Annotated in this window: 8 protein-coding genes; 4 read left to right on the top strand and 4 right to left on the bottom strand. The window is 44.4% G+C overall.

The window, feature by feature from the left end; translation table 11 throughout:
* Positions 1-81 precede the first annotated feature (81 nt).
* Positions 82-1,275 carry an NAD(P)/FAD-dependent oxidoreductase gene (locus QUB16_RS12025; protein WP_333316238.1) on the bottom strand — a complete coding sequence of 398 codons (1,194 nt, stop codon included), beginning with the start codon at positions 1,273-1,275 and terminating at the stop codon, positions 82-84.
* Between the two features lie 384 nt (positions 1,276-1,659).
* Here QUB16_RS12025 and QUB16_RS12020 point away from each other — a divergent pair, with 384 nt between their 5' ends.
* Together QUB16_RS12020 and QUB16_RS12015 are read left to right on the top strand one after the other, a co-directional pair.
* Entirely contained in the window at positions 1,660-4,749 is a 3,090-nt protein-coding gene (locus QUB16_RS12020) for a PAS domain S-box protein (RefSeq protein WP_333316236.1), read from the top strand.
* Between the two features lie 133 nt (positions 4,750-4,882).
* The gene (locus QUB16_RS12015) at positions 4,883-5,308 is read left to right on the top strand and encodes a DCC1-like thiol-disulfide oxidoreductase family protein (protein WP_333316234.1); all 426 of its coding nucleotides are present in this window, start codon (positions 4,883-4,885) and stop codon (positions 5,306-5,308) included.
* A 41-nt stretch (positions 5,309-5,349) separates the two neighbouring features.
* On the opposite strand, the gene QUB16_RS12010 is transcribed toward QUB16_RS12015, so the two are convergent.
* From QUB16_RS12010 to QUB16_RS12000, 3 genes are all read right to left on the bottom strand, one after another.
* Complete coding sequence (locus QUB16_RS12010) at positions 5,350-5,775, bottom strand: hypothetical protein (protein ID WP_333316232.1); 426 nt, start codon at positions 5,773-5,775, stop codon at positions 5,350-5,352.
* 288 nt (positions 5,776-6,063) lie between these two features.
* Complete coding sequence (locus QUB16_RS12005) at positions 6,064-11,577, bottom strand: AAA family ATPase (protein WP_333316231.1); 5,514 nt, start codon at positions 11,575-11,577, stop codon at positions 6,064-6,066.
* Between the two features lie 302 nt (positions 11,578-11,879).
* Positions 11,880-14,267 carry a GAF domain-containing protein gene (locus tag QUB16_RS12000; protein WP_333316229.1) on the bottom strand — a complete coding sequence of 796 codons (2,388 nt, stop codon included), beginning with the start codon at positions 14,265-14,267 and terminating at the stop codon, positions 11,880-11,882.
* Positions 14,268-14,768: 501 nt separating this feature from the next.
* Here QUB16_RS12000 and QUB16_RS11995 point away from each other — a divergent pair.
* Entirely contained in the window at positions 14,769-15,551 is a 783-nt protein-coding gene (locus QUB16_RS11995; protein WP_333316227.1) for a calcium-binding protein, read from the top strand.
* Between the two features lie 124 nt (positions 15,552-15,675).
* Positions 15,676-16,107, top strand: a complete 432-nt coding sequence (locus tag QUB16_RS11990) for a Uma2 family endonuclease (RefSeq protein WP_333316225.1) — start codon at positions 15,676-15,678, stop codon at positions 16,105-16,107.
* Positions 16,108-16,306 lie beyond the last annotated feature (199 nt).

Genomic DNA, 16,306 nt, shown 5'->3' with positions numbered 1-16,306 from the left:
TATTGTACAATACGCGAGCGGGGACGCTCGCACTACAATAAAAAAAATGCTTTTTACAAAACTGAGATGCTCCCAACTTAACTAGCTTTTAAGCAACTCCTGAATCGGCTTGCTAATCCAATTGAAACCAACTTTTAGCTGATGATCGAATGTTGGCATCCGATAGAGATAGGCTAGGCGACGAGCAATGTGGGCTAGTTGTCCGTCGAGTTTAATTCCTAAACCGGCTAGGGTGGCGTTGTCAATTCCTAATGTCATCATTTCTCCTAGCGGCTGATAGCGGAAAGGAAGTAATGGGCGGTCGGTGAGGGATGCCCAAATGTTCCATGCGGTGTAGTCAGCTTGCTGGAAGGCTGTTTGGGCTGTTCCGGGGACTTTTTGACCATTTGCATCGTAACATTCAGCTAAGTCTCCCAAGGCAAATATATCTGGATGGTCGATAATTTGCATCTGCGGATTGACGATTAATTGACCGCGCTGGTTTTGTTTGAGGGGTAGCGATCGCACTGCTTGACTAACTTGAGTTCCTACTGTCCACAGCACTATGTCTACGGGGAGAACATCTAATTGTCCTTTGTAAAGTAAGGATATTGTGTCTGCTTCGATCGCCTCTACTTCTGTCTCTAAGTCGATCCACACTTTCCGTTTTTCTAAAGCTTGGGTGGCGGCTTCGCGGTTAAACTCCGGTGATGTCCGCAGAATCGTGTTCCCTTGCTCGACTAACCGCACGCGACCTTTTTCTCCGAGTCGATCGGCTAATTTACAAGCTAATTCTACTCCGGCATAACCGGCGCCGACGATCGCAACCCGAATTTTGTCGGTGTTGCTGGCTTCTAAAAACCGCAGTCTTTCTTCTAAGCGGTAGGCGTCGTCGAGAGTGCGAAATGAGTAAGCGTATTCAACGGCCCCTTTGACCATATCTAGGGGGGTTTCGCCGCCTAAAGCTAAAACAAGGCGATCGCACGGAATTTCTGGCCCGTCGCGCAACTGCACTCGCTTTTCCTCCACATCAATGCCGGAGACAGTACCTTGACAAAAGCGCACGCCTGTGTTTTCCAAGAGTTCGGCAAACGGCGGGGCAATTTCCCAGGTTTGGAGTTCGCCGGTCAGGAGTTCGTACAGCAGGGGAACGAACAAAAATCGATCGCGGCGGTCAACTAGGACTATTTCGGGTTTTTCGGTTTTGGAGAAGGGTAACTGACTCAAGCGCAGGGCTGTGTAGAGTCCGCCGAAGCCTCCGCCGAGAATGCAAATCCGGGGTTGTTGTTGAGTCATGGTGTTTTGTTTGAGGGGCGATCGGTAACAAGGCAACTTATCTTATTGTAACGAGAGTGAGGGAGTGGGGGAGTGGCAGAGGGAGAGATGGGGAGAGAGGGGGAGTGGGAAAACGAGAAAGGGGAAAATCTTCCCTGTTTCCCTCGAACCTCAACATACATACGTTAAATGCGTTCAATCCGTTAGATAATGCGTTTCCGAACTGTTTTCTATATCTATAGCCTTGATTAGCTTTACCTATTACCCGCCCTCAAATTTTCTGAATGTTCGCAGAACTAATTTTGTACTATATTAGTTTATAACGAATTATTTCGCAAATTTAATTCACTTTTTATAGGGTCATCTACTCTAACACTTGCCCCCGCACTCACAAGTGAAAAAATCATGCAAATTTCCTCGAATTCTTCTAAATTTAAGAACGGCGATCACAATAACGAAGACGGCTCATCTTTGTTAAAAAGCGAAGAAAAATATAAAAATTTAGTAGCTAATATTCCCGGTGCTGTCTACCGCTGTACCTGCGAGTATACGGACGACGGGGAATTAACACGGACAATGGCGTTTTTGAGCGAGGCGGTTCAAGAAATATCAGGCTATCCATCTTCTGATTTTATCAACGATCGCGTCCGTTCCTTGGCAAGCATTATCCATCCTCAAGACCGCAAAAATGTGGATGCTGTTGTCAAAAAAAGTGTAGCAACTAGAACTCCGTACATCCTTGAATACCGCATTGTCCGGGCTGACGGCGAAATTAGCTGGGTTTACGAAAAAGGCAAAGCTATTTGCTGCGAGGCGGACGAGGCGAGAGGAAGACAAGAGGGACAAGGGCAAATTGAGGACTTTTTGTCGGCTGTGGTTTCGCCGGTTTCGTCGGTTTCGCCGGTTTCGCCGATCGCAAATTCTCTGTGTCGGGTTGTTTATCTCGACGGAGTAATTTTGGATATTACTGAAAGAAAGCGAGCTGAGGAAGACCTGCGAAACACTCAAGATTTTCTGAATGCGGTACTGCAAAATCTGCCGATTAGCGTCTTTATTAAAGATGCTGTAAAGCAAAATTTTATTTATTGGAATACTGCTAGCGAAGAATTGTTTGGCTATTCCAGGGATGAAGTGCTCTTAAACAATGCTGCTGACTTGTTCGAGTCAGATCGTGCCAATTACTTGCAAGCACAAGATTTAGAAGTGCTGGCAACGAGAAAAGGCGTCGATTTGCCCGAACAAACTATCGAACTTCCGCACCGAGGAAAGCGGATTTTGCACACGAAAAAAGTTCCTTTGTTTGACGATTCGGGCGCGCCTAAGTACATTCTGGGTATTGCTGAAGATATTACGGAAAGCAAAAAAACTGAAACAGAATTGTCGCGCTTGGCCATTGTGGCTCAAAAAACGCAAAATGGTGTGATTATTACTGATGCTCAAGGCTGCATTGAATGGGTGAATGAAGGATTTACTCGGATTAGCGGTTATGTGCTGGCAGAAATACAGGGAAAAAAACCGGGTGATGTACTGCAAGGCCCTGAAACAGACCCGCTAACTATTGCTCAACTGCGATCGGCTTTGGCTGCAGGCGTGCCGTTTAATCAGGAAATTTACAATTACAAAAAGGATGGAAGGGGTTATTGGGTGGCGCTTTCGATTGCCCCAATTTATCAAGAAAAGGGGGAACTCGAAGGTTTTATTGCGGTGCAAACTGATATTACGGATCGCAAGCAAGCAGAGGCAACAGTCAGGGAGAGGGAGAATTATTACCGCTGCATTGTCGAGACGGCTTCGGAGGGCGTTTGGATGTTTGACAGCGAAAGTATCACGACTTTTGCTAACTCTCGGATGGCCGAAATGCTGGGGTATACTGTGGAGGAAATGCTGGGGCGATCGCTATTTGAGTTTATCGACTGCGAGTCTAGGAAAATAGCAGAAAGTTACGTCCAGCGCCGGCGGCAAGGCATTCGCGAACGCCACGATTTTAAGTTTACTCGTAAAGACGGATCTCACTTGTGGGCGATCGTGTCGGCGACGCCGATGTTCGACGGTGATGGCGAATTTTCCGGCGTGTTGCGGATGATTACCGATATTAGCGATCGCAAACAAGCAGAAGCAGAATTGCGCCAAACTCTCCAAGAGTTGGAATTTGAAAAATTTGCTTTGGATCAATCGGCAATTGTCTCGAATACCGACGAATTCGGAGCCATTACCTATGTCAACGAGCAATTTTGCGAACTCTTTAAATACTCCCGAGAAGAACTGCTCGGCCAAACCCACAGAACTGTCAATTCTGGCTATCACTCAGCCGATTTTTTCAAGCAGCTTTGGTCAACCATCCGCCAGGGAAAGGTTTGGCGGGGAGAAATGAAAAATCAAGCTAAAGACGGGACATTATTTTGGTTGGATACTACCATTGTACCTTTCTTAAATACCAGCGGAGAACCCCATCAATATGTAGCAATTCGCAAAGATATTACCGATCGCAAACACGCAGAAGAAGCGGTGAGGCTTTCCGAAAGTCAATTGAGGACTAAAAATGAAGAATTGGCCAAAGCCCTGCGGGACGTGCATAAAACTCAAAGCATGATGGTTCAAAATGAAAAAATGGTAAGTTTGGGCCAATTAGTCGCTGGGGTTGCTCACGAAATCAACAATCCAGTTAGCTTTATTTACGGCAACGTCATGCACGCTGACGATTACTTTCAAGACTTGCTAAAAATGCTGCAACTTTACCAGCAGGAATACCCGCACCCAACACCGATTATTCAACAAGAGATAAATGATATCGATTTGAATTTTCTGCTCAGAGATTTGCCGAAGCTGTTAAATTCGATGAAAATGGGAGCCGAGCGAATTCGCCAAATTGTGCTGTCACTAAAGAATTTTTCGCGATTAGACGAAGCCGAACAAAAGCAGGTGGATATTCACGAAGGGATTGAAAGCACTTTGTTGATTTTGCAGCACAGGTTCAAAGAAACGGCAGGGCATCCTAAAATTGTGCTGATCAAAGAGTTCGGGAATTTGCCCCGCGTACAGTGTTATGCAGGACAGTTGAATCAGGTTTTTATGAATATTATCGGCAATGCAATTGATGCTTTGGAAGAGGCAATGGAGACTGGACAGTGGGCGGAGGGGGAACTGGCGCCTATTCCTTATTGTCCTTCGCCGACGCTGCGGATTTGTACGGATGTAAAATATGAACAGGATGCTTTGATGCAAGCAGATTCTGCTGTTTCTGATGATTCAATGCCGCATCCTTCTCATATTGTGATTCGGATTGCTGACAACGGGCCGGGGATTCCGATAGATGTTCAGGAAAGGCTGTTCGATCCGTTTTTTACTACGAAAGAGCCTGGTAAAGGTACTGGTTTGGGGCTGTCTATCAGCTATCAAATTGTGGTGGAAAAACACGGCGGGCTGCTTAAGTGCGATTCTGCACCGGGTCAAGGCACGGAATTTGCGATCGAGATTCCTGTGGGGAATAGTCAGTAGTCAGTAGTCAGTAGTCAGTAGTCAGTAGTCAGGAGTCAGTTGGCAGTTGGCAGTTGTCATTAATTAACAGTCAACAGTCAACAGTCAACAGTCAACAGTCAACAGTCAACAGTCAACAGTCAACAGTCAACTAATGAAATATAGCGTAATTTATGACGGCAATTGCAATCTCTGCGTTACCTTGGTACAGTTACTAGAAACCTTAGACCAAGGCAAGAATTTTGAGTATATTTCCATGCAAGATTTAGAGCAATTAAATCGCTTTGGGATTACGTCTGAAGACTGCGAAATGGGGATGATTTTGATAGATGGTAACACTCCGGAACGCCGCTGGCAGGGCAGCGATGCGGCGGAGGAAATCGGACGGATATTGCCTGCTGGCGAGGTGTTTGTGGCTGCTTACCGCGCCATGCCGGGGATGAAGTGGATGGGCGATCGCGTGTACGAACAAGTCCGCGATAACCGCTATACTTTGTTTGGCAAGCGATCGACTACTTACAAATCTGTTTATCCAGTTGGCTGTAAGTCGATCGACAATTGCGATAATAGCAAGGAATAAAGTCTTTACTACAAACAGGAGATCCGTGAAAACTGAAGTCCTCAAAAAGATTGATTAAACAAACCGAATATCTCGCGGCAAAAGTCTTTGAGTTTTTGGGCTGACTCCGCAGCAGGTTCGGTTTGACCGAAAAAACTCCAATTTTCCACGGTGGAAAAGCGCCACTGCTGACCAGTATGATCGTAACCGGCTGCCTCAACCCCGATCGCCCGCCGATATCCTTCCACCGGATCTTGGTAAAATCGGATTTGAATCAAGATGCTGCGGCTTTGCAGCAAGCGGCTTCTACCGGGAAAATGGAAGCCAATGTCGATCGAATCTGGATCTACAAGTTCTCTGGTATCCTGGTCATTCATCCAAGGTTTCAAATCGACTTTTGTATCCGGGAATTCCGACTTGAATAAATTAACAACCGCAGCAATTTTGCTGGCAACTTCTATATTTTTGGCTTGTTCGGCAGCGTTCACGCGAAAAACTCCTATCAAATATAGTTATTACATTTAGCTAATAATGTAACTGCATACTGCCGAATGTAGACTGCCAACAGCGGACTTTTTCCGAAATAATTAGGCATTGACAAATTTTAATATATGTGTTATGCCGTTTTTAGCCGAGTCTCGATCCCCCTAAATCGCCCTTAAAAAGGGGAGTAGGGGGTTGACTTTGAGCATTCTCTTGTCCACCCCCTACTCCCCCTTATTAAGGGGGGTTAGGGGGGATCTCCGGGTTTTAAAACACGCCCTATTCCCATAATCTTAATTCAGGGGAAGGGCGATCGCAAATTCGGAACCTTCTCCCAGCACCGATTCGCAAGTTAGTTTACCGCCGTGGGTTTCTTCCACAATTTGCCTGCTGATAGACAACCCCAAACCCGTACCTTTTCCTACTCCTTTAGTAGTAAATAAATGGTCAAATATTTTCGACTTGATCTCCGATGACATCCCTTTACCGTTATCTTTGATTTTAATCACCACGCTGTTGTTATCCTCCGAGAGATGAGTGATAATGGCGATCGTATTCGGTAAAGCTTCAATTTCAGCGTAAGTACGACCCTGATTGAATTCGTCAAAACACTCGATCGCATTTGCCAGCAAATTCATAAATACCTGATTCAGTTGCCCAAAATAACATTTAACTGGCGGGATATCTCCGTATTCTTTAATAATTTTAATTGCGGGGCGAGTATCTTTAGCTTTCAGACGATACTGTAAAATCATCAAAGTGCTGTCGAGGCCCTCATGAATATTTGCTGACACTTTATTCGCACTGTCAGCGCGGGAAAAAGTCCGCAAAGACTTGCTAATATTGCGGATGCGCTCTGTACCTGATTTCATAGATAAAAGCATTTTAGGCAAATCTTCGATCAAATATTCTAAATCAATTTCCGATGCTTTATCCTGTAATTCATCTCCAGGATTAGGAAATTTTTCTTGGTAAAGTTGTAAGCAATCAATCAAATCTAAGCTGGCCTCAGCAGCAGCATCAAGATTGCCCGCAATAAAACCAAGCGGATTGTTAATTTCGTGAGCAACCCCTGCAATCAAGTTGCCTAGAGCAGACATTTTTTCGCTTTGAATTAGTTGCAGTTGCGCCTGTTGCAATTCATTGAAAGATTTTTCTAACTGTTGAGATTTTTCTTTCTCGCGCGCGTACAAACCCGCATTTTCTACAGCAATAGCAACTTGAGAAATTAACACTTTGAATACTTCTACTCTCTCTGCAGTAAAAGCTCCTACTGTCAAAGCATTTTCTAAATAAATTATTCCGCGCCGCTGAGATTGATAAATAATTGGCAAACAGAGAATTGATTTTGGTTGATATTTCTGAATGTAGGTATCTACATTAAAAGCTTCGGCAACAGTAGCATTGTCTAAAACCAGATGCTTTTGACGGCGGTGTACGTAATTAATCACAGACAGGGGAACATCTTGACAATTTTCTACGGGAATAGACGGTAAAAGTGTCACTTTATCCTCCGCAAAACAGCCAGTAGCTTCTATGCAGAGAATATCGTTTTTCAGCAGCAGCAGCACTACTTTTTGAGCCGCCGCATTTTCTAAAATTATTTTGATTAATTTGGTCAACAATTTTTCTATAACAATTTCACCGTTAATCGCTTGCGCCGACTTAATAAAAGTAGCTAAGTCTAATAAATCGCCTAAACTACTACTGGTGGTATTTCCCGTGGCAGTGCGGGTGACATCGAGGGTTGGGGTTTGAATTGTGCGCGTCTGTGCTGCTAAGAAAGGATGTGTTGATTCTAAGTGTTTAACTTTAGCGATGGCTCCCCAATGGATATATCCATAATAGGCTTTAGTCAGATATGCTTGAGAAACTATCTCTTTACCCAAAGCTTGATAAAATTCTCCTGCTAATTCATAGGCTAATGCTTCCTCTTGAATGTATTTATTTTTTTGAGCTCCGGCAATCGCGCGATCGTACAATTCCATTGCTTCGGTATTTTGCCCCAAAACTCGCGCTGTTTCCGCTGCTACCAAGTCGTATTTGTGTTGATAATTCATCGGAGCATGAACTGCCCATTTTTTCATCTTCTTTTGGTTTTGCAGCACTTTTTCCAAATATTCCTTTTGTTCCCCTTTGCCAGTTGCTGGATACAAAGCGAGGATACTGAGAGAAGAGTAAAAATTATGCAGAGCAACCACATAAAATCCGGCTACAGACTCCTCATGTTTCTCAAATAACCTTGAATTTTCTAATGCTTGGGCGTAGTTTCTGAATATAAAATTAAGCTGAGTTTTGGAATTATAAACCAAAGCAACTAAAAAAAAGTTTTTACATTCTATTAAAATGGGGAGCGTTTTAACTTCATTAAATCTCTCACCGACTAAATGACAGGCTTCGACAGCTTGACCGCGCAAATTGAGGGCTGTCTGCCTGGCTATACTTATATAATGTACAGCAAATTCTAGTTGAAATTGCTGCATTAGTTTCATATATTTACCAGTCTCCTGCTCCACCAAATCTAGAGGCTCTCCTATCGACAGTTTTTTGAAGGAATATTCAGTTATAGAATAACCAGCATATTCCAACTCTCCAGTTTCCATCCCAGTTTTAAAACCTTCTTCGAGAGCGCCTAATCCTGACTTGACAGAGGCTTTCCAGTGGTTAATAAAGCAACCAAAGGGTGTATAAACTCTACTTTTGATTGAACGGGAGGGAAATTTGTCTAACAGCCTAATTGCCAGTTGACCGAATTGGTATGCCGAACTAATGTCCCCTACCTTGTACATAACTACGCCATAAAAAACGTAGGCAATACTCGCGTAAGGAGAATTACCATATTTAATGCACAGCTTGACCATCCTAAAGGCCAGCAGCGGTACCAGTTGGGGCTTGACCGGAACAGCACTGCTGAGAATCCCTGATAAAATCCGCATGGCGGCTTGTTTTTCGGGATCGATCATTTCTGGCAAGTTAGCTAAATCCTCAATTCGTTTCAATCCCAAGCTCAGTTTAGTATTACTCAGTCCCGCCATAATATTTAGCGCGTGGGGATTTTGAGGAAAAGAAATGCCTAACAGTTTCAGCACTTCCAGTCCTGTATTGAGTGCTTCTACAACTCTATTTTGAGCGTTATAAGACTGAATTTGAAGTTCATAAACATTCACTTTTTCCAGTAACGTTTTAGCTTTTTGCAGGACAATATCAACCATCTTTTTTGAATCTTCATAGTTGATGTTTAAGTATTCAGCTTCTGCCGTTGACTCGTAAATTGCTAACGTTAAGTCATAGTGACTTTGCCAAGACTCCGCAGGCAATAATTCCATAGCAACCCGCAAATACCTAACAGCAGCTTCATACGCAGCAGCCGCTTTTGCCTTGCGTCCAGCAGTTAAATTTAATTTTGCCAACTTAGTTTTTTCTGACTGTTGGCTAATTGTGTCAATTCCGACATTCAATTGATTGACGATATCAAAGATGTTTTCTTCCAGCTTGTCTGGTGGAGTATTGTGTAACAGTAATTGACCGATTTTTAAATGGGTGGATTGCTTTTGGTCTTCTGGAATTAGCGAATATGCGGCTTGCTGAACGCGATCGTGCAAAATTTTGTAACTAACCCGCGAAGTGTCTAACTTGAGATGGATTGATTCGGCTCGATCGAACACTAAAGGAATGCGATAAGCATCGCTCAAGGGCAGAATTAACCCTGCTTGCAAAGCTGAATAAAGTTCAGTAGCTGTAGCATTAGCTGACTTTTCGCTAACAAGTGACAGCACATCTAGAGCAAATTTATCTCCCACGCAAGCTGCTAGCTTCAAGACTTCTTGCGTGGGTGCGGGCAGCTTTTCAATGCGAGAAGCTACCAGTTCCACCACACTTTTATCGGTAATTCCAATGGCTTGGATTTCATCAATACTCCAATACCAGCCCGTTTGACTTACCTCATTTGTAATGTGATTAAATTCAAATTTTAAAAGAGATTCTTGATAAAGTGCTTGGAGTAATTGAGTCAAGAAAAAAGGATTGCCGCCCGTTTTATTCCAGATTAACTCGGCTAGATTTGTTACTTTTTCTGTGCAAGTGTTAAGTGTTTCAGTGACTAATTCCGTCACATTTGCTAAATCCAGCGGTTGCAACACGATATTGTTGACTCTTGTACCAGTTTTTTCAATTTCTTCTACAGTCTGAATTAACGGGTGAGTCGGACTAACTTCATTGTCTCGATAGGCACCGATTAGCAACAAATATTCTTGATCAGGGTCAGTTATTAGTATTTGCATCAACTTTAATGTTGCTGAATCTGCCCACTGCAAATCGTCTAAAAAGATAACTAGGGGGTGTTCTTTTTGGGCGAAAACGCGAATAAATTCTTTGAATACCCGATTGAATCGATTTTGGGATTCTACAGGGGCGAGTTCTGGGACTTCTGGCTGTTTGCCGATGATTAATTCAACTTTTGGAATTACGTCGGCAATTACTTGGCCGTCTGTTCCCACTGCTGTTAAAATTTTAGTGCGCCATATTTCTAATGAAAGTGCACTTTCGGTTAGCAATTGCCGCAGCAAGGAGTTAAATGCTTGGATTAATGAGGCATAAGGAATGTTGCGTTTTAATTGGTCAAATTTGCCGCTGATGAAGTAACCTTTTGACCTGGTAATGGGTTTGCTAACTTCGTTGACTACGGCTGATTTACCGATGCCTGAGTAGCCTGATACTAGCATTAATTCGCTTTGGCAATGGGCGAAATTTTCGGTATTTTGGTTTGTTGGAAAAGATGCGGCTGAAAGAGTTTCGGCATTGGGGCGGGCGGGTTTTTCTGTATTTAGGTTGGGTGGCAAAGATTTGGGTGAACCCGCCCCTACACGTTCAAATGCTGCTAATAGTTGGTTGACTTGTTGTTCTCTACCGTACAATTTTTGGGGGATTAACAATTGGCTGAGAATATCTAACCGTCCGGGGATGAAGTCGGCAATTTGTCCTGTGGTTTCTAACTGATGCAAAGAAATTTCTAAGTCGGCTAACAATCCGGCCGCACTTTGATATCTATCTTCGGCATTCTTTGCCATCAATTTCATCACTATCTCTGAAATGGCGACAGGTATTTCAGAATTGATTTGATGGGGATATATTGGTTGAACTGCGATGTGACTGTAAACTACTTCTAAGGGGTCGTTGCTGCAGAAAGGCAATTTGCCTGTCAGCATTTCATATAATGTGATACCAAGGGAATAAAAGTCGGTGCGGTAGTCGAGGGTGCGGTTCATTCTCCCGGTTTGTTCGGGTGACATATAGGCTAAGGTGCCTTCGACTGAGTTGGGGTTGTTAAATTGCGGATTTTCTTTGTTGAGTTTTGTAGCAATGCCGAAGTCGGTGAGTTTTACTTGTTTTGTTTGCGAGTTAATTATGATGTTGCTGGGTTTAATGTCTTTGTGAATAATGTGATGAAAATGCAGGTATTGTAAGGCTTTGACTATTTGGATGGCGATGTGTAAATTTGCTTGCAGGCTCAAGGTTTCTCTTTCCAGCAGTTTTGCGAGGGATTCGCCGCCAAAGTCTTCTAAAACGATTCCTAATCGGTGGTCGAAGGTTTCGAGACTGATGGCTTTGACGATTTGTTCGCTGTCTAAATTTTGGCGGATTTGATATTCGTGTTTGAGCCGGGTAATGGCTTCGAGGGTGGGATATTCGGCTTTGAGGACTTTCAGAATTGCTGGGGGCGCGTCTGTCGGTGTTTGTCCGCGATAGACTATTGTTTCGACGCCTTCGTGCAGAGTAGAAGTTATTTGGTATGCTGATAAGTTTAACATCACTTAAGTTAGAAATTACAGGAGCTAATTCTCATTAGATTAACATTACTTAATCTGGATTTTGTGTGATTGCGATCGTGTATTTGGCGATTTCCAATCACACGGAATCTACACTAAGTGAAAATGTGGGCTGGGTCGTTGGTGTCAACCAACATATTATATGTAATATTGGTCTTCTGTGTGAGTCCCGAATGCTTTCGCTCCACCGTTTTTCAGGGGGAGGGGAGCGATCGCACTGGGCCTCAAACAGCAGGAGATGGGAGCGATCGCACTGGGCATCAAACAGGCATTTGAACGGGTTCTCAATCGGTAACAACCGTAACTTCACAGATAGTAGAAATAGATTCCGGTTCAGGCAAAATACGCACGCGGGCGAATTTTAAACCGCTGACTCCTTGCAGTGATTCTACCATGCCCGTCTGAACTTTTGGCTCTACCCAACCTTCGCGAGACAAGTAGCGCAAGTATTGTTGGTACTCTTCCCATTCGTCTTCCGCTGAATAAACTACCGTTAACATTCCGGGCTGGGTAATTCGCTCTTGTAAGTCTTTGTCAACAGCTTTTTCGATCCGCTTTTTGACAAGTTCGTAGCGGATGTCGCGAGTGCCTTTGACATCAAACATTTTTTCGGTATTTTCGTTGTGAAAAATGTCGATGGTGGTATTCTGCACTAAGACTAAATGTGCGAGTTCCATGTTGATTTGAGACTCGGCTTGCAGGCGAAAAACTGTGCGGCCGCAATCGCAAATTGCTCGCAGTTGTTCGTACCGCAAACTGTGCAGGTGAAACTGGCTAAATTTGGGCTCGATCGATTTTCCTACATAAATCATGTGATCGATGCCGTCGGTGCATTCGATGTCGCAGTAGTGGGGCAAAATTTGCTGCATTTTTTCTTGCCAGCGGGCCCAGGTTTCTTGGAGTTTGGTGCTGATTAAGTTCAGCATTTGGTCGTAGCGGGTGCGATCGCTGTAAACGCAGTTGTGTTCATTTTCACAGGCTGCTTGGTAAGCTTCAACGGCTGCCTGAACCTTGGGCCCGCACTGCACAAAATAGTCAAAATATACTTCTAAATGCTCGTTTAAATACTCGGCGGCTCGCACCTCCATATCGACTGTTACTTTTTCTTTTAAATGCTCGATGTAGTCGAGCAAGTCGAGCCGCAGTTGCTCGCCGAGGTGGGTAGTTTGTGTTTCGCAAACGGCATCAGCTATGACTAAACCTAAGCGGAATTGTTCGAGCAAATCAGTTTGAATGGCTCGGTTTCTTTCGTCGCTAGAACCGCGAATGTCCGAAATTCCGTACAGCGGATGAACGTCACCAAATACGATTGTTTCTGGAGGCAGTCCCCAACTTCGCCTTTCTGCTTCTTGGGCGAACCGCCACTCGACTGCGGGGTGGATGTTGTGAATGTGGGTAAACCGCTCCTGGATGGCTTGCCGCAGGGCTGCAATGAAGGCGGGAATGAGTTCTTGGGCGTGTTTAGCGTCAATGCCGTTGAAGTGGTTTGGCCGATCGCACAACAGCCCCACAACTCCCAAAATCCGCTGCCCGCACCCCTCGCGGGTGACGGATTTGACTACCAGGGGCACCAGCAGCATCGATCGAGTTCCCATTCTCCGCAAAGTTCGATCGCACTCGGTTTCGCACTCCCTACGCAAGTCTGGCACGTTCCAAACTTGATTTGCTGCTGTGGCCTTCAAAAAGTGAGAAGCTTCTAGGGAGTCCATTGAATAAAGAATCGGCTGCAAATGTTGGCCGTCTTTTGCAACTAATAGCTGTACGCGATCGTCGTCGGGGCGCAGCAGCAAAGTGCCGTCAGCATTGAAGAGGGATCGCAAACACCGATCGATTCTCTCAAATTTGTCAGCCCGCAGCATCGAATCTCGATCGATCAATAACTGAGTCAGCCGCCGAATTTGCTCCTGCACGGTGACATCAAAACCTTCTAGCAACAGCAAGCCTTCTACGCGATAATTATCCAACTGCAATCGATCGGCTAAATTCTCCAGTTGATTCGGCTGCATCAGCCAAGCTTCCCGTTCTGCAACAGGCATTAATCTTAAAGAAACATCCGCAAATTCATCTATTTTTGAGTCAATTCGAGTAATTTTTAACTGTTCCGAACCCAGCCAAAATTCTATAAATCTGGGTTCTCGGTGTTTGGGGTTTTTTACACTCGCCGTGGCAGGTTCGTCTAGCACCCGCAAACCGTCAATGTCAATTTGATAATATTGCTTAAATACCCAGTGCAAAAGGTGGCGGCGGTACAATTGTTCTGCTGTTTTGCCGTCCCCATCCTCGAACAGTTGCAGCAAAGTGATGTCGGTTTCTGCAAACAAACCGCTGGTAGATTGAGTTGCCAAGGACGTTTCCTCCCAACCGGCCAAGCGGCAAAATGCTGCGTTAGCGTAACGCAGGGCAAAAGTTCCCGGTTGCATTACTGCGATTAAAACGCGGCGATCGCCGAGAAATTGAAACAGTCGCTGTAAGTCTTGTTTCCACGTTTTCAACGGTTCAATTTCAGCAGATTGACTGGGTACTTGATCCGCCAAAGCTTCCAGTAGCTGTTCTATACTTGGTTCGCTGGGCAGATTGTTACTGTCTTGCTTTGTTGGGACGATATCTGTCGCTGGCAGTGATTTTACGGAGTTGTTGTTGTTTTGATGGGAAGACGATTTAGGAGTAGACATGAGTAAAACACCTGAAAGCAGTGGATTTTGCCAAAAAATGTCAGCGATCGGCGATTATGGCTTTGTAAAGAGCTTAAATCCTGTTTGTAAAGTTTGTGTGTGGGTATCGGAAACTGGGTGTTTTCTCGGAGGATGGGCCCAGGGACTTTTACTTTTATTCACAAACAACCTCTCAGTCTCGACGTTATAGGTGATATCAACGTGTTTACCACCTGGCGGGTAACACCCATTATAAGCGGTAGACAGTAGCGGATAGTGTCAGCAACCTAATGCTATTTGACTCAGAGGCGAGATATATAGCAGGTTTGGGTTGAATGAGGCGTAGCCCTGGTAATTGGTAATTGGTAATTGGTAATTGGTAATTACCAATTGGCAAACAGGTTGCTGGTCACTAATTTAGCAAATAAACTTGCGATATAAATTACCATATAACTGGCTATTGGGCAAGGCAAGAATTAACATATATAATACAGATAACATGATTTTTGAAAGGACATAGTTATGGCTTTAACGGTTAACAATCTCATCGGTGATGTGACTGGCTTTCCTATATTTGCTGGCGGCGGGCCACGTCTTTTGGCATTCGCTACACCCGATGAGATTAACGTAGGGAATGGAAATTTGTCGTCTTTTCCCTGGGGAGTTTGGGGACTCGACGGCAACGATACTATAGGAGGTTCGTCGGATTCCAACGAACGGCTGTTAGGAAATAACGGCAATGATATTATCGGTGGTGGTGGCGGAAATGACATAATTTACGGGGGGAAAGAGAACGATCTCCTGGATGGAAATGATGGCAACGACGTAGTTAGGGGCGACGCCGGAAACGACGTTATTTTTGGAGGATTTGGCAACGATATCCTGCGGGGAGGGCAAGGAGACGACGATTTAGATGGCAATGAGGGCAACGATTTCTTAGCAGGCGATCGGGGAGTGGACGTGCTGACGGGAGGTCTCGGTGGTGACATATTCGTGCTCAGAAGCAACGATGAAGCATTTGGTATAGAGGGAGCAGATGTCGTTACCGATTTTAACTTTGACGAGGGCGATCGTATTGGTTTGACGGACGGTTTAACAGAACTAGACCTGTTCTTTGAAGACGACAATTTGATTGCTTACGATAACGACGGAATTATCAACGACATGGTGATTGAAAACATAATTACCGGACAGATTGTGGGGATAGTTTTAAACACGGACAGCTTTGAACTTGTTGGGGCATTTGAACAGGCAAGTCCGTTTGCTTTTGCAGTTAACGGTTCTCAATTCCAGTTTTTGGCTTAGGGCCAGATCCCCCCTAACCCCCCTTAACAAGGGGGGGACAAGAGCGCTCGAAGTCCCCAATTTCTCCCTTTATATATTTTTACGCTAATCTAAAAGTAGAAATTAAAAATCGGGGAAAGTATATATGACCATTGCCACTCACCCCAAATTAACTGCACTCCCGGAACAGCGGTTGATTTTGCCGCTATCAATGACTTGGGAGCAGTTCAAAGCTCTGGATTCATTGCTAGAGTACAGTCGCAGTGTTCGCTTGTCTTACCTCGACGGATATGTGGAAATTATGACACGTTCGTCGAAGCATGAAATCATTAAATATCTGATGGCAGGAATGTTAGGTCAGTTCTTTTTAGAAAAAGATATTAGTTTTACACCGACGGGTAGCGCTACACTCCAAGGAGAAGCAAAAGGCAGCAGCAAGGAACCAGATTTATCTTACTATTTTGGCGAAGATCGGCGGCAGCGAGAAACACCCGATTTGGCGATCGAAGTTGTTTTTACTAGCGGAACTATTAATAAACTGGAATACTACCGCAGATTTAACGTAGGAGAAGTTTGATTTTGGGAAGACGGAGTATTTTCGATTTACCAACTGAACTCGGAGGGTTACGATCTGGTTTCTCGGAGTATGCTGTTGCCGGATTTGGATCTAGAATTGCTGGGGATATGCCTGAAAATGTCCGAAGAAAAAGAAGCTTTGAAAGTGTTTCGGGATGCAGTTTGAGCTGGTTAACTTAGAAGATATACAAATAAAATAT

The organism is Microcoleus sp. D3_18a_C4 (assembly GCF_036702415.1).
Taxonomy (GTDB): Bacteria; Cyanobacteriota; Cyanobacteriia; order Cyanobacteriales; family Microcoleaceae; genus Microcoleus.
This window is presented reverse-complemented; position numbering and strand designations above follow the sequence as displayed.

Excerpts from the sequence above, each read along its gene's own strand:
- QUB16_RS12015 (WP_333316234.1), top strand. The coding sequence starts at position 4,883 with ATGAAATATAGCGTAATTTATGACGGCAATTGCAATCTCTGCGTTACC.
- QUB16_RS11995 (WP_333316227.1), top strand. The coding sequence starts at position 14,769 with ATGGCTTTAACGGTTAACAATCTCATCGGTGATGTGACTGGCTTTCCT.
- QUB16_RS12005 (WP_333316231.1), bottom strand. The coding sequence starts at position 11,577 with ATGTTAAACTTATCAGCATACCAAATAACTTCTACTCTGCACGAAGGC.
- QUB16_RS12025 (WP_333316238.1), bottom strand. The coding sequence starts at position 1,275 with ATGACTCAACAACAACCCCGGATTTGCATTCTCGGCGGAGGCTTCGGC.
- QUB16_RS11990 (WP_333316225.1), top strand. The coding sequence starts at position 15,676 with ATGACCATTGCCACTCACCCCAAATTAACTGCACTCCCGGAACAGCGG.
- QUB16_RS12000 (WP_333316229.1), bottom strand. The coding sequence starts at position 14,267 with ATGTCTACTCCTAAATCGTCTTCCCATCAAAACAACAACAACTCCGTA.
- QUB16_RS12020 (WP_333316236.1), top strand. The coding sequence starts at position 1,660 with ATGCAAATTTCCTCGAATTCTTCTAAATTTAAGAACGGCGATCACAAT.